The organism is Legionella stuttgartensis (assembly GCF_977063405.2).
Window position 1 is genome coordinate 85703 of record NZ_CDRUHA020000061.1, and the last position, 26109, is coordinate 111811.

Below are 26109 nucleotides of genomic sequence, written 5' to 3' on the forward strand. Positions count from 1 at the left end.
TAACAATAATGCAGTTAAACCAAGAGTTTAAAACGTTCTTAAACAGCAACAGCAAGCTCCTAGTAGTTTGATAATCATGTAATTTGCCTAAAAAATAGAACAATGGATGAGTTTCATCTCGCCCTATATGAGTTGGCAACTCAAGTAGGGAGAGAAACTATTAAAATGAAATATATTTAAACAACGAACGATAAAAAATGAATTATCAGAATATTACAAGTTAATGGATGAAATTAATTCTTTATTCTATGATGAAGATTTAAAACAGGAGATGAAATTAGCGTTTGAAGGAAAACCCGTCTCGGGGTTCAATGTACTTATTGACTATAAAAATAACTCAAGCATGGGTTATAAAGGAACATTTTTTGAAGATAGTCATATAGTGACATATAAAATTACGTTTTCAGATGATACCGAACTGACATGGCATTCCTTAAAAGATGAAAAAGAAATGCAACAAGCCAGGCAAATTTTTGAGAAAAAGGTCCCGCAACCTAAAAAAGAAATAATACTTGAACCAACGGATACAACAAAGGAAGAGGAAATTCCTACGTCAGACAAAGGTGATGACTCTCGGTATTCAAATTCATGTGCACTTATCTAGGATTAACAAAGCAAATAGCAACTGTCTTGAAATAAAATACAAGGCAGTTGCTACCGTACTTTGTAGTTTTAGCTAGATGATGGGCTGCATCTTGAACCTACAGAATAGGTGTCGCGTTCATCTTGCCGAGATTGGGAGCGCTTGAAAAATTTAAAACTCTTTTTTTCTGGTTGCGGTGATGGCGTAGGACTTCCCTCAACATTTAAAGTGATGTTTGCAAAGGCTTCTAGCATGGTACGAAAATTGGCCACATCTTCACTAGTACCACCGTTAAGTATCGTTATTTTTTGCAAGGTTTGCTTATTTTTTTCAATAAATAAAAACAACTGAGCAAGTTTCGATTTATTTTGAAAGACACTCAAATCTTCGATGACTATTCCTTCTAAATTAGAGAACTCCATAGCTTTTAGCATGCAAACTAGGTCTGCAAATTTATCATTTTGTAATTTCTGCGAGGATGCATCGATGTTACTCGGCTTCTTCGAGGAGGCACCGATTGTAAGATATTTAACATTCTTGAATATTGAAAAATCAAGAGTGCGATCCATGTTGTTTCTTATGGCGATTAAATCTTCTTTGACTTGCTGTAAAAAAACCTCTTTAGCAGCGTCCAGAACAATTTTGTGAATATGATGAAGATCATTATTATTATTTGAAGAAGATTGTGGAAAAATTTCTTCAAATTTTGCTGTTAATGCTTCATTGTTTAATTGCTCTTCATTCACCAAGGTACTCAGGAATTTTTCTATCAAATTTGACATCCGCTCAGGAAAGTAACGTAACTCTGCTGAAGATAAATCCTCATTTAATGAGGATCCATCTAATTTCATTGCAAACCAAGCTTTAGTTTTAGTTTCTAACTGGCAATGTTGGGTAGCTAAACGTATCTCCTCTATAAGATTAAAAAAGTTAATAAATCTCGAACTACTATTAGGAGGCTGTACAGAAAATTTTTCTAGAGCATCGAGAAAACGAAATGTTTGCTTGGGTTGCTCCAGTAGCGTTTCAATAAGTTTTAATAATTTCTCGAGCAATTTATCCTGTTGTATTTGCCGCCATTGGCTAGTAAGTTGCTGGATTTCTTTTGTATTTTCTTCCCAATTTGTATTGATACTCAAGCCAACAATTGTTCCAGAGCCATTGAAAACTATTTCTTCCTGTCGGGTTTGGATTGGAATTCCCTTTGCTAGAGGATTTGTTTGTTTCTCTTTATTGTAAAGAGCTGCGAGAGGAAGCTGCTTACTAACAAATAATTGCATTCCATCTCCTTTAAGAGTTCTTGTGTACCTAAGTTGTCTTTTCGATTCTATTTCTGATTGAGTGATTGGATCCTGAGTTACAATTGGGTCATGTGAAGGCCTTGATTGATACGCTGAATTATTTGGCAACAGAGGTTCGGTATTCGTTCCATTATTCTTTTTTGTACGTTTGGGCATAAGTATTCTCATTCACTAATGTTAGTCAAAATAATAATTAAAAATTCTATAGCAAAGTTGCTAGGTATTTATAATCCCGATATCGATTTTGTAGTGCCAGGCTTTTTGTACAACGAGGAGATATCCTTTTCTAAATTAGGTCATCTTGGGAACTAAAATAGCATAGGTATATAAAAATTAAAGATTTTTTAGCGATAAGATGTATAAAAAGTAGATTTACTATATGGGTTGACCGAGATTTACCCCGCTATAGACTCATGAGAGAGAACAGTTAGTTGAAAACCATTTGACCAACATTCGAAATTATAAGCGATTGCTTGTTGGGTCAGACGACCCAACTTACTAGTAAAAAGATCGGCCTATAGCTGATGATCTGGAGTCATTAGGATCATATTTTTCATCTATTTCTAGGGAGGACACTATTGCTTTAGCTCGAATCTGAGACGGCGTTGCTTTGTTTGATGGTTTAAAGAACAAGTGTGGATTAAGGCCTTTCGCTCCCTCATATCTTTCTATGTCTGTATTTTTAGAAGAATAAGAAGTGATATTCGAAGACTTATAACCACATAAATCATTTAAACTGGAATTAGTAGTTGAAATAAACTCTGCCAAAGTCGTCTTTTGGGATATAGGCTTCTGGTTTTCAGCATTGTAAATTACCCCCTCAAGCTGAAGTAAGCTCCTTTGGTAATAATAAGTATAAGGGAATTTGAGTACATGTACCAAAGCAACTATGGGCAGGACCATTACCGTGGCTGCTGCGGCCATCGCGAATCTTAAAAACTGCAAACCAAATCCTATAAAAGAGGATATGTTTCTAAGAAGAGTGGCTTCATTCAATTTTTCTTTATCTAGAGCATATCGGAAAGGATTGGCACTACATGGCTTACTAGGTACTCCGTAATTAATTAAAAAATTAGATAATTGCGGGATCAAGGTGATATCAATTAACCCATGTTTTAGTCTATTAGGATCGAACTCCTTTCCATCCATTTTATCGAAAATCCCATAATTTCCGTACATTATTGCAAAGGTGTCGCTCAACCCTTCAAAAAAATTATTTTTTATAACTTTATTTAGTCTTATCCAGGGGTACCAACTGTTAATTTTCAAAGCATTGATTTTAAAATTCTCATCAGCTTTTAATCTATCGGAAGCATAAAAAAGAAAACGAGAGGCTTTTCTTACTGCGAAACAGGTTACATTTTCATCATCTTTCCACTTATCTAATGCATAGACATAAGCCCAACCGTTGATCTCAATCGCTGCTAAAACGAAACTTTTTTTATTTTTTAATGCAGGATCGGCATGAGCTATTGCAGAAGGATATAATCGTATTACTTCAAGCATGAACTCTTCATTAGCTTTTAACTCCTGAGAAACATCCTGTATTTGTATTATTTTATTTTTTATTTTCTCTAATTCTTGTTTTTGAAGTGGAGCTAGCATAGCTAATGAACTCTAAAATTACCAAATTAACGGCGAATTATACAGTTAGCTTATTTAAGTTACAAACAAATAGTGTTAAAAAAATAAATATCAAACAAGAATATTTTCGAGATGGGTTAACAAAATGAAAAAGTTTAATGTAGCGATAGAAATTTGATTTATAACCTAGGAGATATCGCTACAGTTTAATTATATCACTCCAACATTAATTTAATATTAATAGCTGATGCCTCGGAATTACAGACATCGCGCCAACTAAAGAATAAAACCTTCGTGTTTTAAGCTCAGATATTCTGGGGCATTATTGGAGATAAAGCTTTTATTTAATGACTCAATGTTTATAAAATGACAATTAAATTTATTCTTATATCGTTTTTATGCAAAGCGCTCAAACATTTATTTTAATTCACGGTGCATGGCATGCCTCTTGGTGTTGGAGGCGTATTGCAAAAGAGTTGTTCCTTAAAGGGCATAAAGTATTGATGCCCGATTTACCTGGCCATGGCCTAAAAAGTCAAATGAGTAGCTCAATAGGTTTCAATGACTACGTGCAGAGTATTGTCACACTAATTGAGCAACAACCCGAACAGGTAACGCTGGTTGGCCATAGTATGGCAGGTTTAATTATCGCAAAAGCTGCTGAGATTATTCCTGAGGCGATTCGTGAACTAATTTTTGTTGCAGCCTATGTTCCACAAGACCATAAGTCTCTGTTTTCATTAGCACAAGAATCTGAATCTAATAACCTCACACCTTATTTAATCATCGATGAGGCATTACAAGAAATTCGCCTTCAACGTTCCCCGGATTTAGTCAATGTTTTTTTTAACTGTTGTAGCCTGGAGGATGCTCAAAAAGCGATGGCTCGATTACAACCTCAACCCTTACGGCCCTTTATCGAATCAGTCCATATTGGCGAACAATTTACACGTATTTCGAAACGCTCTTTAGTTTGCCGGTATGATAAGGTCTTACTTCTAAGCGATCAGCTACACATGAGTAGAGAAGTCACCGATAATATTGTATATTTAGACGCCGATCATGCCGTTTATTATTCAGGCGTGAGCCAGATTGTAGATGAATTAATAAAATAAGAGAAAGTGCTTTTATGCGTGAAAAAATTCTGAAAGATAATAATGTTGCGACAACCTCCCTATTGGCGAATTATTGGAAAAAAGAGGCTAAATCTAAAGACAATTGGCCGGCACTAACCCAAAAGCAAGGCACAAGAGAGAACGATTTGTTTAAAGATCCGCTCATGCAAAACTTTGTGAACGAGCAAGTTAAAGAAGAAGCAGAACAAAGACTAGATAAAAGAATGTGGTTGCCATTAGCTACTAGAACCCGTTTTTTTAGACGCACCGTATCCGATGTAGTCAAAAACAAAGAAGTTAAGCAAATCGTCATTTTAGGGAGCGGCTTTGATACCCTGCCCGTTCGTAAAATGAAATATACGCAACAATTTGGCGCACGTTTTTTTGAAATTGATCAACCGCAAATTTTAAAATGTAAGGAACAGATTTATTCCGAACAAAGTATTAATAAAAATGCCACTTATATAGGTTTGGACTATGTTAAGGGTGATTTAATCGCTGAATTAACAAAAAATGATATTGATTTCACAAAACCCACTTTAATTTTATGGGAAGGAAATACCTTTTACCTCGAAAAAGAGGAGGTAATAAGAATTTTACGTGATTTATCAAGTAAGTTTAGCCATTTAATTATTACCTTCGACTACATGCATACTTTAATGCAAACCGGGGCACAACAATTAGACTCAACTGCTAAAGAAAAATGTTTAGAAAAAACTTTAGATGAATTTGCCAGTAAAAAATCTCCTTTCAAAACATTTTTTGAGCCAAGCGAAATTGTACTTCTATGTAAAGAGCTTGGAATAAAATGCATTGATCATAAAACGGCAGCAGAGTTAGCCAAGGAATACAAAGTGGACCAAGAGCCATATTACACAGCGGAAACCTATTCGATGGTAACATTTGAACACAAGTAAAGTTCCCCCCTCAATTACCAAATACAGTAAACATTGCTAAGAATTAGCGCACGCATTTCATTAATGTGGCGCAAGTTCCATTTTTAGGCACATACTAATCATTTTTTATTCCAACCCTCGATATTACATTGAGCAATATGTCCTTTATATAAAATAAATGTTCACTTTTCGCATTACTTGTTGTTTAATAATGAATCATTCTAAAATTTTTTTAATTCAAGGTGACATGTGCAAAAAAAAATTGACGTATTAAATACAATTAAACCGGTCTCAAGTATTGAGCTTTTTACTAAATATGGAAAACACTATTCCTTTGATATTACTACTGAAGCGACTAAAAAATTTGGAATTTACTTTTTAGATAGAATAACTACCCCTAAAGGAATTGGAACGGTCATTGGGGTATATGATAATTGGTTATGGATTTGGATTGACCATGAATCAGGCCCCACTTATTGGAATAATATCACAGGAAATATTCTCAATGTGCCTGGATTTAGTGAAAGTGGAAATATTCATTATCCTCCTGAAGTAAGACAAGACATCAATGAAGCTCTGGGGTTTGAGATTCCCTTTGCTCATCTAAATTTTCTTGATTTTTTAACCCTACTAAAGACATTACGCCAATATTCAACCGAATTCCTAACGAAACAATTAAAGTTTGAATTAAAAAACTATCCTGAAAATTTCAACATGCAACTAGGATTACTAATTAAAGAGTTTGAACGGTTATCTGTTTCAGATCTGGATATTCTTGCAGGATTCAGCGAGATAACACGAGAATCCAACAGAACCGAGTTTATTAGTTTTATACAAGATACGAAGATAAGCGATATAGCAAGTAAGCAAGACAATACGATTAAGGACGTGATAAAAGAGTTGCAAACTCAAATTGATATAATTAAAGAGAAACTGGAATTGCTAGGGCCAAATGACAAGAATTCCCTCTATCTTATGCTCACCAGCATGCAAAAAAATCTTGAAACAAGCCGGGATAATTTAATCAAGGCTACTGAAAGTTTAAATACTGTTGGTTCTGAAATACCTCATATAAAAAAAATAAGTCCATTCGAAAACTTTAGCGTTCTTTTAAGTGCACTCATTGAAACCTATTATGAGTTTCCCTTCACCCCAAATGATCCGTTAGCTCTAACTCATTATCTTGAAGGGGCCTCAAAAATGATGCAATTCATATATGATCAGGGGCATCTATTTTTTGATGATGAATCCAAAACTTCCTCCGATGAGAACAACAATCAGGAGGAGGCCGAATCTTTAAACCACCTTGAATTAATGTATCTGTTCTTGTTATTGAGTGGTAACGCTGCAACGCCAGCCACCATACAGGCATACGTATATCTTAAAATCTTTAAGATGCTGGGAATTCAACCCAATGATAATGAACACATGCCCGAAACATTTAATTTAGGGCGTTTTGTTTTGAATAAGCCTGAAGACTTTATAAAACTTTATCACTATTTCTTTCTTAAAGAAGGACCATGCAAACAGAAAGCTCAAGAGCTTATCTCCAATAACCACGCTATTTTCTTAAGTGAATTAGGACAGTTAACATATTATTATGCGATGGCATTGGAAGTTCTAGCAATACGTCCTAATGGGAAACCTGGCGCCAAACTAGAAATTAGTTATCATTTTAAGCAAAGTGTTAGTTATCTTTTAGAAGCGTCAAAACAAGGGATGTCTCAGGCAGTTGAAACATTAGGCGCTCTAATGAGTTCAAATGATACCCCAAAATATATTGAGTGGAACGTTGATATAGCAATACTATTGGCCACCTATTATACTAACTCCAGAAACTTTGCTAAAGCGCACCACTATTTAGAACTTGCTTCGAAATTACCTGATAAAGCTCCCAACTCTCAAAAAGATTTGCAGCTACTGCAAGTCAAACTCTCCATTTTAGAACAAGCCGGTGAGAAACAAAAAGAAGCCATTGAAGCATTAATTCAGCTGATGCGTGCAAACGATAAAGCAGCTTCTGATTTATTCCAAGAATTAAGTATGCAAATTCCCGCCGTTGCATTTACGGCAGTAGCTTATTGGTACTATACAGACATTAATAAAATGACACTTGCAATGTTGGAACTTGCAGCAAAAGAAAATTCAAGTCTTGTTGCATGGTATCAAAATCGTTATCAAGTAGAAAAAGCAGGAAAACAATCCGAACTTGCTCTCGTTCTTAAAGCAGTAAAAGTTGGTTTTCCCCAAGCGATTCTTGAGCTCCATGAACTGCTTAGCAATCCCGAATATGCCAAAACGCATGAACAATCGCTTTTACCAATAATTTCCGATTTTGATATCTCACAACATATTGCTCCAGCGCATTTAACCACTCTTCTTGTAAATTATACACAAGGAAGTTTATCGAAAGATGCTTTTAACAAGTTTATAGAATCATTAGTACATACATCTTTTAAAGAACCAGAACAGTATTTTGAGCTTCTCTCACTTATCCTTCGTGATTTAAGGGCTTTAATTGATTCCGAGCAATTGATTGCTATGCTTTATGCAATTAAGAGAACAGGACTATTATCTCCGAAAAATCATGATTTACTGAAAACAATAGCAACTCTATTAATTGAGCAAGCAGCAAGTGACGGTAAGTCAACATTCCATTACCTCACTCGTGAATTTCTTCCCCACTACCCTCTTTTAGCTCAAGCACTCAATATAGATACTGAAGCATGGAGCATTTTAAATAGCAACATTGAAATAGGTACTCTTGTACAAAACATCATTAAAGAGGGGAACTCTGTAAATGAAGAAAGTGCTCTCCTTAACTTGTCATTATTTAATCATAAAGAAGAGCTGACAAAGTCTTCAAAAGAAGAAGTTGAAACCAATATGACTGCAGACATTCAAAACAGTATTAATGAATCAGAAAAGACAGAGGAATCTGAAGAGCGAGAAAATAGCCCTACTATAAGCAGTTAATCCTTTCTCTTTTTAATACCACTGAATTCTTGATTGGGCCTTTGGCCCAATCAAACGAACCGGTAATTTTAAGATTACTTCTTGATTTTTCTATGATATTTTTCTAAAAATTGAACCATATAGCTTTGGAATGCAATTACAGCTCGTTTCTAAGTGCTCTGTAAAAATAATCTAAATCAGGAGAATTACATGTGGAGTAAGGATTTATTTATTGATATTCCTGTGCGAGACGACGCACCGGAAACCCGATTACATATCAAAATAGTCAGTGAAAATGAGAACAAGCTCGATAAAAGGCCTTACATTTTTATGCTCCCTGGTGGACCTGGTGCAAATCATTCTCATTACAAAGATTATGAATGTCTATCTACCACAGGAAATATGGTATTCATCGATCCCCGAGGATGTGGATTAAGCGATAAAAACGAACCTTCATCATATACCATGCAAAATTATATTCAGGATGTTGAGGAAATTCGTAAGCAGCTCAATCTGGATAAAATCGTTTTATTGGGTAAATCTTATGGAGCAATGTGCGCATTAGGATATACCCTGAGCTATCCGAACCACGTTGCCAATCTGGTGTTGGCAGCAGGTTCTCCAAGCTTTAGAAACCTGGAGACAGCACGTCAAAATGTCAAAAATAGAGGTAACTTAGACCAACAAAAAGCTTGTGAACAACTATGGGAAGGAAGCTTTAGTAGTGATGAAGAATTGGATAAGTTTTTTGATGTTATGGATTCTATGTATTCCTGGAAAAAAAGACACAGCCTCCCTATAAATCGACCAGCTCCTGATTATATTTTTGCCCATGAACCCTTAAACCAGGGATTTGGTGGGTTTTTAAGAACATTTGATTATGAAGATCGCTTGCATGAAATAGCATGTAAAACACTTATTCTTGTGGGCGAAGAAGACTGGATTACCGATAAAAAACATTCCGAATTCATGGCAAGCAAGATCCCAGACAATCAATTTATAGTGTTTCCCCAGGCAGATCATTCAATGGAGGCAGATGTTCCAGAAGCATTCTTTTCAAGCATAGAGTCCTTCCTGAAAATTCAATTTTCAAAATGGAATCCTCACCATTTTTTCCAGGAAAAGGGAATAACTGTGAAGGAAAAACCTAATTTTAATGAAACTAAGAGTTTGGAGTTTAATTAAAAACCAGTCGAGGTAATTATATTGAAGACTAGTTGGTTTTTAGAGTGATTTTTATATAGCTAGCGTATGCCGGGTCAACGGACCCGACCTAAGCTAGCTAATCAAAAATACAATATGGAATATCCTTATCAGCAGCTTCTGGGCCGCTGTCTTCTGCGTTCACCTCATTAAGCGCTTTTCTACTTTGAAAAAACCAATTTTTAGTTCTTAATGTTTTTATCTCAGCTTTAGTCAACTGTAATGTCTTATCGGTTATTTTTGTCATCTCTGATTTCTTAATGAACAAATCGATTATCCAAGCAATAATACCTAATTCCCATGGGCCAGGACGGTTGTTTTCAATCATTTTGGCACTATCTTGTAAAATGGCTAAGGTTGCTTGAGGTGGCCTTAAACTCGCAGTTTTAATAGCCGTAAGCATCATTGCTGCAGCATATTTACGAGCATCATAAGCTTTTAACAAGCCCTGATTGTTTTTTGGGTCATCTATAGGATTTTTATTAAAAAAATCCAAATAGGATTCGATTTGTTGTTTTACCTCTTGTAAATAACCTTGATCCAGCATCCAGGATAATGCATTGTTTGCATTAAAATCTTTCGGTTGAACCATCAAAAATGAAAGATGATCTTCTATTTCTCTTTGACTCTTCCGGGCTTTTCTTCCTAATGTTCCTATTTCTTTGGAGTCCCCTTCACTTGCATCAGCTTTTTTATCTAATTCTACTATTTGAGCTTCTACTTCATCGAGACGAGCAATAAGTAGCTTTCCAGTTTCGCGGACAAGTGCATTATTTTTACTTATTAAATGATTAACAGCATAAGCAAATACCTTCTTGTAAGTCGTTTCTTTTACAATCAAAACAGCTGGATCTACTTCTTTACTCATTTTTCCTTCAGTTATTCCTTCAGCTGCCTTAAGTCCATTTTCTTTAAATGCTTGAGTAATTTCATCCTGTACTATATGACGAATACCTTGTGGTGATTTGTCTTGATTACCTTCTTGTTCTCTTAACCAGACTTCATGGCTAAATAGCGCTGCAGCAGCTGCCATAATTTGCGTCATATAATACGTAGCTTCCCCTGGCCCGTAAGATGCCCCGATAGATAATATTCCAAGTTGAATCAGTGGCAGGTCTTTAATAGAAAGATCTGTTTCTGCAAATAAATTTGTCAATAAAGGGGTGACATCATCCGCACTCAGGGGCTTTTCACTTAATGACTGATATTTATCATATATTTTCTTGGCCAAACCTATTGATGCAAAAACGTAGTCACCCTTTCTTAAAGCATCAATATAAGCTTGAGGTTCTAGTTTACCTTGCACATAAGCCCCATCAAAAAAGCACTTTGTATAAATTTAGATCTTATCATAAATCTGTATATGGATGAAATTATTTAATGGGGAAGGAAATTACTCTCTCTGTGCGACAGTTTTATTCTTCAAAATCTTTAAGTATTTCAGGGTATATGTTCAAATAAATTGTAGCTCGCTAGTTTGGACTTGGGTCCGACAAAACAAATCGTTCCAACAAGATTACATTTGGTATTTTTATAAGGAATTGTCGGGTTAAGAACCACCTCCGCCCTGGGGCGACATCGGATTATTATGTTCTGGGACAACCTCATTTTCTTTTTTTATTTCGTTAAGCTCCTGTTTAATTAGAAAAAAGCTATTAGTTCCCAGTGTTTCTATCTCCGCTTTAGTTGACTTCAATGCCTCATCGGTTGTTTTCATCATCCCCGATTTACTAAGATAATCTTTTATCCAAGCAATAATACCTAATTCCCATATACCAGGACGGTTTTTTGCTAACGCTTCAGCATTATCTTGTAAAATGGCTAGTGTTTGTTCAGGTGACCTTAAACTGGCCGTTTTGATCGCCGTAAGCATCATTGTTGCAGCAGATTTGCGAGACTCGTAAGATCTTAATAATTTTAGATTTTCCTCTGGCTCTTCAACAGGGTTATCATTTAAAAATTCCAAATAGGATTCGATTCGTCCTTTTAATTCTTGAATAGATTTGACATTAGGCATTTTTTCAAAAGCTTTATTTGCATTAAAATCGTGAGGTTTAACCATCAAATTCGAAAGATGTTCTTCTAGTTCTATTTTACGATCAAATAATACCCTTCTAGATTGTACCATTTTTTTGAGGTCATCTTTATGTTCCTTAGCATCTTTACCCAATTCTTTTATTTTAGCCTCTGCTGATACAATCTTTTTATCTAATTCTGCCATTTCAGCTTCTACTTGATTGAGCTCCTTAACAAGTAGTTCTCCCGTTTCACGTATTAAAGTATTATTTTCTTTTATTAAATGATTAATAGCATAATCAAATGCCTTCGGGTGAGACGCTTCTTTTGTAAGCAAATCCAAAGCAGCCATTTGTTTACTCAATTTTCCCTCAGTTATTTTCACGGCTTTAGAAATCCCATCTTCTTTTTTTTCAAATGCTTTAGTAACTTCATCTTTTACCATTTGGCGAATTTCTTCTGGTGATTTGTCTTGGTTTCCTTCTTGCTCTCTTAACCATGCTTCATGGCTTAAGAACACTGCAGCTGCTACTAGGATTTCATTCATATAATACCCAACTTCCGTAAGGCTTCCGGTAGAGAGTGTTCCGACTTTAAGCATGGGCAGGTCGTTAATAGAAATGTCTGTTTCTGCTAATATATTTGTCATTAAAGGAAGATAGTCGTCAGCCAGAAGGGGCCTTTCCGGTGTCTGATATTTCTCATATATTTTCTTGGCCAGAACTTCTGCTGTAGATGCAAACTCACCTCTTCTTAAAGCATCTACAAAAACTTGAGCCTCTAATTTATCTTGCATGTCCACTCTCCGAAACAAAGCACCTTGTATAAATATAGTACATGTTGTGATGCTGCATAATGTTGATGATAATTTAATGCACGAGATGGATGGCTCTATTTATGCGAATAGTTTATTCCAGAAAAATCTATATTCCTGGGTATAATCGATTTCATAATAAACTGATTTGTAGCTATATCGTCGAAGCCGCGTTTTAGATTTCTACATCAGCAATTATAGGTAGTCGAATGATGCTCACCTTGATGGGCGGGGGATTAAAAAACTCAAATAACCATTATTTTATCCGACTGATATTTTTTAGAGAATCTACTTATTTGGAAAATAATGGTTTCAAAAAATGTAAATTGTAAAATAAGAGATCACAGGATACTTTTTTGTTCTTTTGCCGACTAAAAGGGATTAATCATGAAAGAAAATAAAATAAGTAGTCCTACAAATCATTCTCAAATATTAGCTCGGCTTAGAGACATCCAAAGCGCTGCAGAATTAAAAGAAATGGCCTCCACCCTTCCTGAGTCACAGGCTGACGAGTTGATTGAATGTTTACTTAAAGACAAAGAAGAATTTAATCGTTTAATTAGAGGGCACCTTAGTTTATGTCATGTTGCAAAAGGCTTTCCTCAATTTGCCGATCAACTAATTGATGTGGTTATTAGTGATCTAAAAAATTTTAAACAGATTATTTTAGCCCCCTCCTTTTTAAACAAAGTTGTAGCGGCACTTACTCCAACTGCAACGAATAAATTAATCGATTTTATTTTCAATAACGAAGCAAAGGTATATAAAGAATTCATCGACAATCCCTACTCTTTAAGTAGTTTCCTTTTCCATAGAAATTTACATCCCTATGCAGATAAGTTAATTAATCATCTACTGGAAGATCCTGATTACTTTAAGCAAGTTGTGGGATTTATGGGAAATCTATTACGTATTGCTATGGTTACCCCACAGCATGCTGATACTTTTTTTAATCGAGTAATTAAGGATTCAGAACACTTTAATAAACTAATAAGTAATAAGTTATATCTGTCGAAACAGTTTCGCAATTTTCCAAAGTACGCAACAGTATTTGATGCCTCAGTTCCTCCTGAAGAAAATGAAAAAGCCCGTCAACTCTTCTTGCTAAATGCTCAGCACGCTGAAATTAGAAAAAATGCGCGTTTATTTGCCCAAGCGGAACGCACTCGAAGTGGACAATTATTTTTTAACGAGAACATGCCTCGAGAGTTACGATTTATGATGGCAGGATTTACTGGAAATTCTGATTTATGTAACGAAATGGAAGCGATTCAAATTGCAGAAGAATATTTTACGCGTCCCTCCAAATAATTTATCAAGTAGGGTTGAATCGTTTTGATATCAGATACCGTCACCGTTTTTAACACCCAGCTCACTCCCGCGCAGGCAAGGAATCCATGTCTCAGATCATTTTGATCCTGCAAACAATCTGGCCCAACTCCGAAAGTTGGGTCAAACGACCCAAGCCTACCCGCTATGGTTACATTCTAGGTTCGTAGGTTTCCATATGCACTGCATGGTGAAATGTCCACTCATACAAATGAAATTTATGTGGTCCGTATAGACCACTCGATCCAGGTCACACTTAAGCATCACATTTAAGTTACTTGTTTTTCCTATCTTTATTCGCTGATTCAGAATCATCTTCATTTCCTTGGCTGCCATTTTTGGGCCTCCGCTTCTCTCAATTTGCACTCTTTTTCGCTACCACGTAGAACTACGCATTTCACTCAGAATTGTTGACTTATTGACCTACCAGATGACAGCATAGTCAATCTGTTTAAAATCAAATTACCAATGAAAACTCATATCAGATGTGTCATTTGAATTCGAATATAAGGTGAAAAGTAATCATGAGAAGCAAAGAAGATTTAAAACCATTGTTGGCAAAATGCATTGAAATCCAAAAAAGAATAAATGAAAAAATTCCACTTGCAACCAATCGGTTTGAGCAATTTGAACAGATTAATCGTACTGAAATAGAAACGTATATAAAAGCCAAGATTGCAGAGGCCCAAAATAATCATGAAGAGCCATTAGAATCATGTATTTATGAAATGGAATACCTCGAGTTGCATGATAAAAAATATGAGTTGTATCAAAAATTCGTCGATCAAAAGAAAATCCAATATCAAATTCTTAATGAAATCAATTTACTTTTTAGTGATTTTCTCACTGAAGCAAATGTAACTTCAGCACAACAGTTAAGTCCGGAACAGAATAATACATTTAAGAATCTTGTGCTGAAAAAATCACAGATTTTTTGTGACAAATTGACAAGAACCCATCAACTTCTAGGATACGGTAGTTCTATTGATGAACAACAAATTGATGCCTACCTTCAGAATAATATCGAGCATTTTATCGAAATTTTAAGCCAAGGGGAAAAGCTAAACATTGACGATGAAGAGTTAGCTTATCGATTTAAAAAAGATCTTGAGTTAGGTGAGCATCGCGATGCTTTTTCCAGGAACTTTAGCAGAGAAAACGTTCTGCTTGTCAAAAAAATGGTTGATCCTAAGATTGGTGAAACAATAGAAAAAAAAGCTATTTTTGCAAAAGCCGAATACTTTGATAAGGAAGAAATCGATGTGGGTTTTTGTGATGAACATACGTCAATTGCCTTGAAAAGGTTATATGATGAATTTCTTATCAAGGAGGGAATAACCGTTGAAGCAATATCTGTGTCGTATTTTGATGATAACGGCCAACCCGCGGACAACCATATCTTCCTAGCCATAAACCGGGATCCTGATAGTCCACTCAATGATATGAGTCAATGGAAGGCTATTCTGTTTGATCCCTGGAATAAGGTAACCTGCTTTACGGATGATTTAAACGCTCAGCCTTACTTCATTTCGTATCCTGCTGGAGCCCAATGGGAGTCAATTAAATTTACAGAAGCTGATTATGATATTAAAAGAAATCTAAATGATGCAGCGACCTATTTTAGTATGACCGGCAGCAATGCTGAAGAAAAACGTGTGCCCCAGCTCATCGAAGAACACCAATTGACCTCGCTCGATAAAGAAGGATTAGAGGCAACCAAGTCATTCTTATATAAACTGCTGGACAAAGTGCGTCCTGATAATTTTAAGGGTCCAATTGAAATTTTTATTACTTCCAGAGGCGCCCATCTCGTTGATACTCTGTCAGGATTTTCTGAACCCAAGATTATAATCCACAGCGATTTTCTCAAAAAAATGCAAAATGGTGTTTACACCGTTGAGGAACTCGAATTTGCATTGGCAAATGCTCTACTTTATATCATGCACGAAGGTGTAGGAATTTATCATTCTATTCCAAGTAGCGAACAACACAAGCTTGATAGGTTAAGTATCGAGAAATGTCATAATGCCCCGGCTGCAATTAGTTATCTTCGAAAAAGTATTGATTTTGAAGCGCAAAATCAACATGACATCAGTGAGGTCAAACTACCTGATTTGATTTTCAATTACAGGGAAGGTCCGCCCGCGGATTTTTCAACGCGCATAAAAAGTTTAATGACCTTATTGGCCATAGATGAGAAAGAACGGGATGACAAAGAGCAAACGTCTTTACCTGGTTTCATATTGGACGAAGTGGCTTCTATTAAAAGACGCTTTCACTTTAATGAAGTATATAATGTCTGCGAAGGAACAGTAGAAGTACTCAATTATCTGAAATCAAAACTGAACGAACTGATAACCACCGAGTTACTTCCTTATGAGTTGACTTTCAAACCAAGTATTCAAGTAAGAGATTTTTGTCAGCTATTGCATAAACTTCCGATTGATTTTGAAAATCCTGAGCATTTAATGGCAGCGAACCAGTTAATCGATCGGGCTTATGAATTAAAAGTCCCAGCATTTGAGTTGATTTATCTGGCTCTTGTACATCAAACCTATAATAAACACGGATATTTAAATCGAGATGTTTTTGTTAGGCCACTGGGTTTTTTTAATGAGATTGAACAAACTATCCAAGCTTTTATAAGTGCACAGGATTACAAAGAAGCTAAAGAGGCCGCAGAGAAACTAAAGGCTCTTCGTGAGAAACATACTAATCATCTTTCTGAGTATTTAGCCAATTCAGCATTTACGCATTTATATCAGTTTAAGAAAGACAATAGAAGAGCTCCCACGGGAAGAGAGCGATTTTTTGGTTCCTCTATTGGTGCTCATATTAAATGGAGTAATTTCCGGAAAAATATGCTCCAAGAGGGAGATGAAGTACCATGGTCAAAACATCTGAACTGGGCAAAAGAAGATGACAGCCATGTTATTGCTGACACTTTATGGAGCTTTGGGATTAATAATGATAAGCGTTTATGGTCCTTGTTTGAACCCAAGGAATTATATGGATATACAGATTTTGAAAAGTCTTCAAGATACCTAAAATTACCGGAAGCCTATAAAAAATACGCAAACCCTAATTTTTATGAAAATATTTTAAACTTTTTATCTGAGGAACAACTCCAAACATTTAACATTCGATTGGAAATGTTCTTTAGTGAACTGAGTTTTGAAGAACAATTCAAGCAGTTTTATGATCTGAATTGGGCGGTATTAATTCATCCAGGCGATGATAGAAATTCTGATAATATCGCGATTCGGTTTTTACTTGCAGAATTTGCTAATATTGCTCTAAATGGTACTTCTGAAGAAAAAGCCATTGTAAAGAGTTTCTTCTTAGGAAGAGAAGATAATCGCGATCTAGAACATTTAATCAAACCTAATAGCAAGAGTATCCACTCGAGCTTGAGCTATAAAAGCTGTTACGTTCCATTTGTAACGAAGCAAGAGTTTCAAGGAGCAAAATTTAATTTATTTACTCCCGATGAGCAAATCAAAATAATTAATGATCGCTCGATATTAATATATGAGATTCCGGCCCAGGATTTAATTCACATTTTCCGCCTCCCTTTTGAGTCACTCTCTATCGAATGTATTACACAGTTAATGCCTTTAATTGAAAAATCGATACCATGGTATGCCGATTTATTTAAAAAAATGGTTTTTTTAGCGCATATTGAAGAACATGGACCCTATAGTATATTGTCCAAAGAAGCCGTCAAACTAATCCAATTAGTAACAAAGTCCTTGAGAAACCCTGCGGATACGAAAAAAATATTAACTCAATTTAAACAAGATATTCCTCAAGATATTAATGAGACGCGTCATTTGACTCCCGAAGAGTTGGTCTTTCTTTATCGCACTCTTGACGCACACCTACTCTTTTTATCGACCGAAGTACAAGAACGTTTTGCTGCTCTTATCATACAACGAATCTCAGAAATAACAGATGATGAAGAAAGGATGAAAGTTTTAGAAACATTACTTTTTGTAGAAAATAACATCACTTTACCACTGAGTAACATTCAACTACGTAATGAGGCCATTAAGTTATTAGTAAATACTCTAGGTACTAAATATGGGAAGGATAATCAGTCTTCTCAATATAAAGAACAAATGATCGCTGTAATAAACCATCTTTTTGAAAATGTAGCACAGCGTGATGCTCCCATTATCCTTTCTCGTTTGGCGGATACTATAGAATCGCAATGGGGTGTAACAGAACACTTGGGAATATTGCTCGAGCCAGAGAAATACTTAGCTACTAATAATAAAAAATTTTTAGATAGGACTCTCAGCAATTTGGCCGTCGTATCGCAACTGCTGAGTGAAGACAAAAATGATATCGTTGCATATCTTGATTTTATCTCTGCCCCAATTACCAATGAAACTACGGATAAATTCACCACCTATTTATTAGGCCACGAAAAGATAAACAATTTAGCTGAGTCTCTGGGATATGGCAAAGACATTAAGGAGTTCGAACAACGTCATCCTGGTAGTGTGGCGATGATGCTAAGAACACTTTATTGCCAATTTTGGGATAGGAAATTAGAAGAACGGGCGGTCATTATTGATCATTTGCTGATTCCCGCAAATGCTGTAAAAACTGCCAAAGAGATGGATGCAGCGTATGAAGAAGCATTTTTATATGTTACACAAAAACTATTCCCTAATATTGAAACAGATGAAGATGAAGCCTTTGCTTTTGTTCTATTAAAGGCCTATCTGGAAACAGCAAATCAATATATTCGGAGTCATTTGTTAGCGGGAATGTTAGTTGCAACTAACGAAGTCAACCGCTCTGGAGAAAAGCCAAGCGCCGGCAAAAAATTAGCTCTTTTATGTGAGCACATGGGACCAGCCTACATCAAACTTGCTCAAGCAGTGCATAGTCATCCGCGTACCCCCGAGCATATCCGTCGCGATTTGGATCATGTGAAAGGACGAGCTAATCCACCTCCTCGTTGGCAATTATGGCGACTTATACGTGAGGTTGTATCGCATGAAGATCAAAGTGATATTTCTCGCATTGGCGCTCTTTTAGGTTCTGCTTCTTATAACTTGGCGTTAGAAGCTGAACTTAAGGATGGACAACACGTTGTTTTATTGATGCAGCGTGAGAATGCAGCAAAAGATGCAGAACAAGGTTTTGCTCATTTAGAAGCAACCATAAAGGCTTGTACACACAAAAAAATGGAGTCAATGCGTGAAACCGTTTTGTCCATCATTAAAGAAGCAGAAGCATTATCTACTGTTGAAATGGATAAAGATCTTAGCGAAAAACAAAATCAAATTGCTTCCCAAAAATATAACCGGTTGGTCACTGTGATGGGGGACGGTGTAATGCGTACCCTAACGATGAAACCGGCTCATCTGCTTAAAAATGGTCAAGGGTATCGGTTCATCGAGCGCTTCTATGGAATAGAGTTTAATGAGTTACCCAACCTGACCAAAGAGGATAAAGCAACTCGTAAAGCAATTGCTAAAGCAGTCATCACAGTGGAACTGGTTAACATTCTAAGCGGTGGCTGTTTTGATTCGGATAGACATGGTAATCAATTACGTTATGAACATGATAAGTTGGGCTTGTACGACTTTGGGGAAATGTCATTAGCACCTCCCACCGAAGTTGAGTTAAGGCAACTAGGTGATGTCTTGAGATCTGTGCCAAAAACTGCAATAAAAAACGCGCTCTTTGGTACAAGTTTCGACACTCTTTTGTCCGAACATATCGAAAAAGCACGAAAAGCTGGTGAACCCACCACTTATTTAATGCGAGTCCGTAAAGCGTTCTTGGCACTGCGCGATTTTCAGAAAGAACTTTCGAATGAAGAACTTTTTGGAATTTTAAAGAGCGTTAATACAAGTGGGCTCATTCATCCAAAACTACAGACTCAATTTTCAAATTGTATTAGAAATTTAGGGTATCTTAATGAGCTCTATCGAGACTCTAAAAGTGCAGCGAATGGAGTTTCATTTTTTGCAAAGAAAATAAGCTCGTTGAGAGGTCATAGTTTAGAACCACCGCTTATCAATAATGAAGGGCTACCCGCTCCAGCACGATAAAAAAATTCTATTTCAATTAACCTAAAAAGTGGATACTAAAAACTATGTATACTAAATCTCCTCGTGATTCTTTTTTAGCTGCTTTATCGATTAACGATCTTAGTGCTCTAGAATACTGTTTAAATGTTAACGGAGTTTCTCCCAATATTCGTATTGATAGTAAGCTTAATACGGCAATGCATTATGCGGTACAACAAAACAATAAAGAGTTGGTCCGCTTATTGTTAAAATATAAAATTGATTTGACCTATAAAAATAAAGCAGGTTTAAGCGCTATTGGGCTAGCGGGTTTTATGGAGGCTGATGATTGCCTTTCCATAATGGCTGAGTTTTGTTTCGCAGATAATACTCGGCAATTATCCTCAGGTGATTTGGCTTTGTTAAAAGTGTTCCATGTTGTTAAGGAACCCATTGATGTTATAGCGCGACCAGTAGCACAAACAACTAAAAGAGATACCTTTATACAGGCTGTTAATAAAGGTGACCTTCTCCAAGTGAAAGCGTGTTTGGATTCAGGCTTCTCTATCAATATTCGTGTGGATAAAGAATTAAACACGGCTATTCATAAAGCAGTAAAGTTAAATAATAAAGAATTAACCGCATTATTATTACAATATAAACCTGAGCTTAATGCATTAAATAAAAATAAGCTCACACCAATTCAATTAGCTGCTGAATTAGAGCACTGGGATTGTTATCAATTAATTGCTGACTTCATGCATCCATTAGACACAAAGCCTATGGACATCGAGACACGGTTTTTTGAACCATTAAATCCTAGGGATGCTTATAAAAAAGCAGTTGAAAACATGGATGTTGCCGAAATTTCTAAATTGTTACAAAAGGGTGTATCTGTTAATACGGTTATTGATAATGAATTAAATACTATTTTGCATCTGGGTGTGAAAATCCCAAATGTGGCGCTAATTCGTTTATCTCTGGAATATGGTGTACATGTAAATCGGAAGAATAAGCAAGGCAAAACAGCTTTCGATTTGGCGGTCCTTAAAAAAGAGTGGAGCTGTATTAAAGCAATTGTAGAAAATCATAGGATGTGTGAGACCGATAAAGTTATCTATGATTCTATTTTGATAGTTGCACTAAACGCCAATCAAATAGAGTTAGCAAGTGCTCTATTAAAAGCGGGTGCGCCAATGCAGTTTTTCACTTCAGAGAAGGGCAAGGTTTATTTTAAAGAGTTAATTAAGAACAATGAACAACAAATTATTGCTCTTTTAATCACTGAAGGAAAAGCTGACATTATTAAGCCATTAGTATTAGAGTTTTGTAAGTTGCCTGCCGAAATACTACCTTCTTTTGAAGATCCTATTTACTATGAGGAAATGAACAATCCTGTCATTACTCCTGCAGGAATTACTTATGAAAAAGCAACCATAGTAGATTTGAATAGGGATCCTTCCACACGACAAGCTTTAACTCAAGCTGATTTGATTCCGAACTTACTAGTAAGTGATTTAATTGCCTATTATAAACAGCCTGGAATAGATCTAACTCAGACGCCCCCTATCCTAATCTCTAAAGAGACTAATAAAACATTTGAAAGTCCAGTTGTTGCGGCAGACGGAATTACTTATGAAAAAACAGAGATTGAAAAATACTTGGCTGAACATGGAAACCTAACACCAAAAGGTATAAAACAAACCATACCACTCTACCCCAATCTGCTCGTGAAAAACCTGATTGAAGAGAGAAATTATAATAAACCGGCTTCAAAGAAAGAGCTTATAGCTGATGTTCACTTGGGTGTGAGCAATGCAGGTCAGTTTGGGCAAAAAAATAAGAAGGAGGAGGCCGATAATAACCCGCAATTCGATGTAATCAGGATGGATATGAATGGGTAAATGTTTGTTTTAATTAATACAAGGTAATTATCATTTAGAACGTAGGTTGGGTCGTCTTGACCCAACCATCAATCTCCCACAATTTCGAATATTAGGTTAAAAGACTACTTTTCGTTTATTTGAAATTGCTACTCATTGAGCTTTCATAGGAATGTTGTGACACTTCCATTTTCATTGGTGAGGGCATAAATGCCTGATGGGGTGCAATTGATATCGAACTCAGTTGTGTAGGGAGCTCTTGAACAAGTTGGTTCGCTGAGTATTTTTCTAAAAATATTTGATGCGCTTTAGCACTTATGGGCGTTAATTGCGAACTGATATTAGCCAGCGGGATATTAGGGCGCTCACCTTTTACATATCCTGCCCACTGTTCCCGTCGTTCTTGCTCCGTTTTTGAAATGATTTGGCTCGCAAATCCCTCCTCTTCTAAGAAACGAGAGTATTCATTTACATATAATGCCGCATTTGGATTTCTTTCAAAGTAATATTGATACTCATAGGGGTTTAATTGGCGACCTAAGATCTTAGATAAAGAATAATTTGTTAGAGGCAGATTTTCATCTAAAGCATCTAAATCAGGAGTGATTGCAGCAACGAGTTGGCAAAGTATCCAAATACCTCGGGTGTATGGAAACCCCTCCCCTTGTTTTCTTTGTACTTCACGTAATTCATCTTTATGATCATCGACTTCCGCGACAAATTTTGCTTTCCCATCCACCCATTTCATCCATTCAGTATCTTCATCTCGATTGGTACAGCTGATTAGAGTCAGAGGATGATCTTCAGGATTTTTTCGTTTAATAATTTGTTGTGCGATAGCCTCTCCACCTTCATCAGGTTCCCCGTCATTGAATAAATAATGTGACCAGCTTCCTGAATAATCGAATCCTGCTTGTAGCGGATCGGCAACCGGAGTTGTTCCTAAATCAAGACTGGCAAATCGTTCACGAATTACTTTATGGGCGTACTCTTCAAATTGTCCTGGAGTTTTTCCTTTTCGCTCTAAAATCAATGGGGTGCGACTATTCAAAAAACGTATTTGAATGTGCTCAAAGGGAATATATGCCAAAATACTTATCATAATATGCAAGCGATCTTCGGCTTCTTGCAGACGAGTCATTTTTTCACCGATGTAGGGGGCTCTCCCTAAGCTCTTTCTAATAGCTGACTTTACCGGCTCTGAGGCTTCCAAGGCATCCACGTCGGTAAGATTGGACATGGAGCCACTATCATCAATAAGAAAATCTAATTTATATTTGGTTAACGCTATTAATTGATTGATCAGCCCGAAAGGAGTTGCATATTGTGTAAATTTTTCTCCAATTTTATCGATAATTTCTCCACCATCTAAAGGGGTTGGAGACTGGTATTTTTGTAATGTCTCTTCTTTCTGCAACATCTCAATTGTTTTTGAAGTGGTTGCTTCCATCGGTACTACCATTTTAGCGGATTGCAATTGGATTTCAGAAGCCTCGAATATCTCGTCTGGCGATGAGACTACCGCGATTGCGTTAAGAGGTTTTTGAGCGGTTGGTATTGTGTTTACTTCAGAAGCATATTTTGGGTTTTTTTTCATAACACCATTAACGGTAATGTATTTAGGTTGAGGCATTGTAACTCCCTGTAATAAAAAGTTATTTTCTGAAATTCATGAGTCGAATTTCAGTCATATGATTTTTAACATAAATGTATGTGTAATTACATAAGAAGTAGATTAGGTCCTTTTCACCAACAGATTTGTTTTTTAGATATAAAATAATATCGTTTGGTAATTCTTGATTCCTACGGGTTGGTAACAACGATATTTCTGTTTACAATTCAAAATTATATAATTATTTATCGCTACTACGGCCTGACTATTTGTTCACAGCAAAACCATAAGGATATGGGAAAACAAGATGAATAAAAATTTAAGTCCCCTGAGTTTACTTTGGATTTCAATTACCAGCATGGTGGGTTCAGGTTGGTTATTTGGTTCTTTATACTCCGCTCATTTTGCCGGTCCTGCAGCGATTATTGCCTGGCCACTTGCAGGTTTTTTACTTTTATTTGTTGCCTTATCCTATGCTGAGTTAGGTACGATGTTTCCACAGTCCGATAGCCTGGCTTGCTTACCTTTATATACTCATGGGCGTTTAACAAGTGCAATGGTGAACAGCATGACCTGGTTTTCCTTAGCTCTCCTCCCCGTAATAGAAACCCAAGGTGTCATTCAATACGCTAGTAATTATATTCCTGGTCTAGTAGCCCATTATGGGGTGTATTATAGAAATACTCCATTAGGTTATGTGCTGTCCTTAGTGGTATTAATGAGTTTTGTTTTGTTCAATTATTTCGGTATCGGTTTATTTGCGCGCATTAACGCAGCATTTACTGTTTGGAAAATAATAATCCCCGCGCTTACCATTGCAAGCCTAGTGACCATGAGTTATCACCCAGATAATTTCTTTGAATATGGTGGGTTTATGCCTTATGGTTGGCAGGGGATCATGGCTGCGATGTCAAGCGGCGGTGTACTTTTTTCCTTATTAGGATTTAGGCAAGTGGTTATTATGATGGGCGAACTTGAAAAACCAGGCCAGTATATTCCGTTGATTTTGTGTGGTTCGTTATTTTTCACAACCGTACTTTACACAGGCTTACAATGGTCTTTTATTGGCAGCGTTAGTGATCATTCACTTGCGAAGGGCTGGGTCAACTTATCGTTTATCGGTGACGCAGGCCCCTTCGCAGCTCTCGCGTCCCTAGCCGGCATGGTATGGTTGAGTATTTTATTGTACGTTGATGCGTTTATATCGCCTTATTCAACCGGTCTGGTTTATTCAACTACCTCAGCTCATATGCTAAGCAGCATGAGCTCGGTGGTACAAACCCCCAAAGTCCTTGCCAAACGAAATAAGTTCCAAGTGCCCTGGGTTAGTTTAGGAGTGAACTTTGTCCTTGCAGCCATAATGTCGCTTGTATTACATGGCTGGCAAGAAATGTCAGCTTTTCTTGTGGCCATATTAATGGTTAGCTATTCCGTAGGACCTATTGCACTTGTTTGTCTACGTAGGCAATTACCCAACTATAAACGACCTTTTCGATTGCAGGGTGGTAACTTTATTGCTTGTATTGGGTTTTATGTTTGTACAGTCGGTGTTTATTGGGCGGGATTCCACAGTATGCGAAAGCTATTGGTGATCACGCTGCTGGGACTAGGAGGGACCGTTCTTTATTGTTTTATAAAAAACACCCATCAGGAACTTGATGGCAAACAATCCCTGTGGTTTATATTGTATCTTTTTGGTCTTGGTATTTTCTCTTATCTTGGTAATTACGGCGGTAAACATATTCTACCTCCGTATTGGGATTTAGCTTATTTATTGCTGTTCAGCCTGTTTGTGTTTGTTTTTGCTATAAGGTCCCGAAAACCCAGTGTTTATACTCAAAACTTGGTAATCGAAAATGCTCCAACCAAGAAAAACAATTAAGTTGGTTGGGGCATCTGACCCAACCAAACAATCGCTTAAAACGTCTATTGTTGGGTTAAAACTAACCCGCTCGGTAATTTAGGATGGAATTTTTTCAAATTAGAATGCAAAATTTCCATTATGGCTATTACTTTCATGTGGATTATTTGTAGCGCTTTTTTTCTCAGTTGAGAGATTAGAAAACATGCCGACAAAATGTTTGCATTGTTTTTGAAAAAAATCAGTCCGAGAAAGGTAGAATTTATTGAAAAAACTTGTATCGTTTAATTTACCGACTACCTTTTGAAATTCATTTAATTGGTTTTTCGCCTCGGATTCATTTTCTGAAATGATTAAACTTAACTCTACCCGCTCCTCATCGCGATTAAAATCAATTAGAACATGTGTTAAGTTTTTTGGAGTGTCGAAGAATTCCACATCTTTTACCACCGCACGAAACATTTTTAATTCCCGATTAAACTCAACATACGCGTTTTCATCTCCAGGGCAATTATTTTTTATTGTTTTGGGCATATTAAGCATAATATCTCTCATTATTTACGTTTAAAAAGAAATGCTTATACATAATTTTTTAAATAAATACAAATTAATGAAACTTCGATGCATCATCAATTTATTTTAGCCACTGGACCCAGTAATTCCGATAAAGATAACATGATGAGGTACATCAAACTCCAACAAGGTAAAACGACAAATTCCTATTGAGTTCGGTTTTTCTGTCCTTAAAGCCGACTCCCTGGCCTTGCGTTTAGAAATAGTTTAAAAGAGTGTCGTTTTTCTAGCTTGAATGATGACAATTGACAGCACCTCAAAAAATTGAACTTAGAGATGATTTTATTGTGATTTTGAAATTAATTATTCATACCTTTTTAACTATATTGGCGTTGTTTCTTTTTATCTTGGC

At 36.3% G+C, this 26109-nt stretch carries 15 protein-coding genes; 9 read left to right on the plus strand and 6 right to left on the minus strand.

The window, feature by feature from the left end; genetic code table 11:
- The first annotated feature begins 223 nt into the window (after nucleotides 1–223).
- A complete protein-coding gene (locus ACWTEW_RS22805) occupies nucleotides 224–604 on the plus strand; it encodes a hypothetical protein (RefSeq protein WP_454783345.1) in 381 nt (126 codons plus the stop codon).
- Nucleotides 605–672: 68 nt separating this feature from the next.
- Here ACWTEW_RS22805 and ACWTEW_RS22810 read toward each other — a convergent pair whose 3' ends face one another.
- Together ACWTEW_RS22810 and ACWTEW_RS22815 are read right to left on the minus strand one after the other, a co-directional pair.
- Nucleotides 673–2040, minus strand: a complete 1368-nt coding sequence (locus ACWTEW_RS22810) for a hypothetical protein (protein WP_454783346.1) — start codon at nucleotides 2038–2040, stop codon at nucleotides 673–675.
- 342 nt (nucleotides 2041–2382) lie between these two features.
- A complete protein-coding gene (locus ACWTEW_RS22815; RefSeq protein WP_454783347.1) occupies nucleotides 2383–3489 on the minus strand; it encodes a DUF4116 domain-containing protein in 1107 nt (368 codons plus the stop codon).
- A 377-nt stretch (nucleotides 3490–3866) separates the two neighbouring features.
- On the opposite strand from ACWTEW_RS22815, the gene ACWTEW_RS22820 reads away from it, so the two are divergent.
- The 4 genes from ACWTEW_RS22820 (at nucleotide 3867) to ACWTEW_RS22835 (ending at nucleotide 9619) form a co-directional block, all read left to right on the plus strand.
- Complete coding sequence (locus ACWTEW_RS22820; RefSeq protein WP_454783348.1) at nucleotides 3867–4583, plus strand: alpha/beta hydrolase; 717 nt, start codon at nucleotides 3867–3869, stop codon at nucleotides 4581–4583.
- A 14-nt stretch (nucleotides 4584–4597) separates the two neighbouring features.
- Complete coding sequence (locus ACWTEW_RS22825) at nucleotides 4598–5500, plus strand: class I SAM-dependent methyltransferase (RefSeq protein WP_454783349.1); 903 nt, start codon at nucleotides 4598–4600, stop codon at nucleotides 5498–5500.
- A gap of 228 nt (nucleotides 5501–5728) precedes the next feature.
- Entirely contained in the window at nucleotides 5729–8455 is a 2727-nt protein-coding gene (locus tag ACWTEW_RS22830) for a hypothetical protein (RefSeq protein ID WP_454783350.1), read from the plus strand.
- 189 nt (nucleotides 8456–8644) lie between these two features.
- Entirely contained in the window at nucleotides 8645–9619 is a 975-nt protein-coding gene (locus ACWTEW_RS22835; RefSeq protein WP_454783351.1) for an alpha/beta fold hydrolase, read from the plus strand.
- A 97-nt stretch (nucleotides 9620–9716) separates the two neighbouring features.
- On the opposite strand, the gene ACWTEW_RS22840 is transcribed toward ACWTEW_RS22835, so the two are convergent.
- Together ACWTEW_RS22840 and ACWTEW_RS22845 are read right to left on the minus strand one after the other, a co-directional pair.
- Nucleotides 9717–10943 carry a hypothetical protein gene (locus tag ACWTEW_RS22840; protein WP_454783352.1) on the minus strand — a complete coding sequence of 409 codons (1227 nt, stop codon included), beginning with the start codon at nucleotides 10941–10943 and terminating at the stop codon, nucleotides 9717–9719.
- 243 nt (nucleotides 10944–11186) lie between these two features.
- Nucleotides 11187–12449: a hypothetical protein gene (locus ACWTEW_RS22845; RefSeq protein ID WP_454783353.1), complete on the minus strand. Its 1263-nt coding sequence runs from the start codon at nucleotides 12447–12449 to the stop codon at nucleotides 11187–11189.
- Nucleotides 12450–12854: 405 nt separating this feature from the next.
- On the opposite strand from ACWTEW_RS22845, the gene ACWTEW_RS22850 reads away from it, so the two are divergent.
- From ACWTEW_RS22850 to ACWTEW_RS22860, 3 genes are all read left to right on the plus strand, one after another.
- Nucleotides 12855–13778, plus strand: coding sequence for a hypothetical protein (locus tag ACWTEW_RS22850; RefSeq protein ID WP_454783354.1), 924 nt, complete (start codon nucleotides 12855–12857; stop codon nucleotides 13776–13778).
- 542 nt (nucleotides 13779–14320) lie between these two features.
- A complete protein-coding gene (locus tag ACWTEW_RS22855) occupies nucleotides 14321–19870 on the plus strand; it encodes an AarF/UbiB family protein (RefSeq protein WP_454783355.1) in 5550 nt (1849 codons plus the stop codon).
- A gap of 44 nt (nucleotides 19871–19914) precedes the next feature.
- Complete coding sequence (locus ACWTEW_RS22860; RefSeq protein ID WP_454783356.1) at nucleotides 19915–21732, plus strand: ankyrin repeat domain-containing protein; 1818 nt, start codon at nucleotides 19915–19917, stop codon at nucleotides 21730–21732.
- 115 nt (nucleotides 21733–21847) lie between these two features.
- On the opposite strand, the gene ACWTEW_RS22865 is transcribed toward ACWTEW_RS22860, so the two are convergent.
- Nucleotides 21848–23344, minus strand: coding sequence for a hypothetical protein (locus tag ACWTEW_RS22865; RefSeq protein ID WP_454783357.1), 1497 nt, complete (start codon nucleotides 23342–23344; stop codon nucleotides 21848–21850).
- A 286-nt stretch (nucleotides 23345–23630) separates the two neighbouring features.
- Here ACWTEW_RS22865 and ACWTEW_RS22870 point away from each other — a divergent pair, with 286 nt between their 5' ends.
- A complete protein-coding gene (locus ACWTEW_RS22870; RefSeq protein WP_454783358.1) occupies nucleotides 23631–25205 on the plus strand; it encodes an APC family permease in 1575 nt (524 codons plus the stop codon).
- Between the two features lie 99 nt (nucleotides 25206–25304).
- Here ACWTEW_RS22870 and ACWTEW_RS22875 read toward each other — a convergent pair whose 3' ends face one another.
- Nucleotides 25305–25727 (minus strand): hypothetical protein, encoded by a 423-nt coding sequence (locus ACWTEW_RS22875; protein WP_454783359.1) that lies wholly within the window; start codon nucleotides 25725–25727, stop codon nucleotides 25305–25307.
- Between the last annotated feature and the right edge of the window lie 382 nt (nucleotides 25728–26109).